General features: G+C 60.7%; 1 protein-coding gene. It reads left to right on the top strand.

The features are described 5' to 3' along the window. Window positions 1-1,042: TonB-dependent receptor plug domain-containing protein (locus tag NW807_RS07685; protein WP_414425739.1), on the top strand; the 1,042-nt coding region annotated here is incomplete at both ends.

The raw sequence follows: 1,042 nt of genomic DNA, 5'->3' as shown, positions 1-1,042 counted from the left end.
GCAAGCAGTCTTGGATACCGGCCTCAGCGCCGAGATTTTGAATCAACCCGTCACCACCCCGTTTCGCCGTCCCGACCTCTTGCGAGAGTCTTCCCGCCCCGTCTATGTCATCACCCGCCAGCAGATGCGCGAGCAAGGGGCAAGAACCGTGCAGGAAGCCCTGCGCTATCTGCCCGGCATCCTCAGCGATGGCACAGCCGGCACCCAGTTGGGAGCCCTCAGCTCTCAGTTCATGCGAGGGGCGCGAACGGCCCAGGTGCTGGTGCTGTTGGATGGCCGCCCCCTCAACGATCTGGGTTTTTTCGGGGGGTTTGACCTCTCCCAAATCACCACCGATGTCGTCGAGCGAATTGAAGTCTCCCCCGGCGGCGGCTCTACCCTGTACGGCTCAGACGCTGTTGGCGGCGTCATCAACATCGTCACGGTGGAGCCCCAGCCAGAAACGGAGACGGTGGTGGAAGCGGCGGTCGGCAGCTATGGCCTCAATGAGCAAGGGATCCAAAGCCGCGGCCAAGGGCAGGATCTGGGCTGGGTGCTCAGCTACCGTCGCCTGCAGAGCAACAACGACTTTCCCTTTACCATCCGACGGCTGGGCAAGTCGGGCAGGCGGGAAAACTCGGCGGTGGAGTACCACAACTTGCAGGCCAAGCTCACCTGGCAATTGGCCGAAGACCAAGTCCTAACGGCAAACGCCCTCTACCTCAACAAAACCTTCCGCGTGCCCGGCAGCATAGACTTTCCCTCCCTCGATGCCGAGCAAACCACCAACGACCTGCTGCTGGATCTCAGGTGGCTGTGGACTCAGGAGACAGGATCCCTGCAAGCTCGGCTCTTTTTGGACGATCTCAACTACCGCTTCAGCGCCCCGCAAAGCCAGGGATCCCGCGACCTCATCCTGCGCGATAGCTGGGGATCCCAGCTCCAGTATGCTTGGCAAGCCGGCGAAAACCTAGAAGGAGTCCTGGGGGCAGATTATCGCTCTATCTCAGCCCGCAATACAACTTTTTCGCTTGCCAGGGGTTCTACCAATACCAACTACGAC

This window comes from Synechococcus sp. R70.1 (assembly GCF_047461675.1).
Taxonomy (GTDB): Bacteria; Cyanobacteriota; Cyanobacteriia; order Thermostichales; family Thermostichaceae; genus Thermostichus.
The sequence above is the reverse complement of the archived record's forward strand: the minus strand, read 5'-3'. Positions and strand labels throughout refer to the sequence as shown.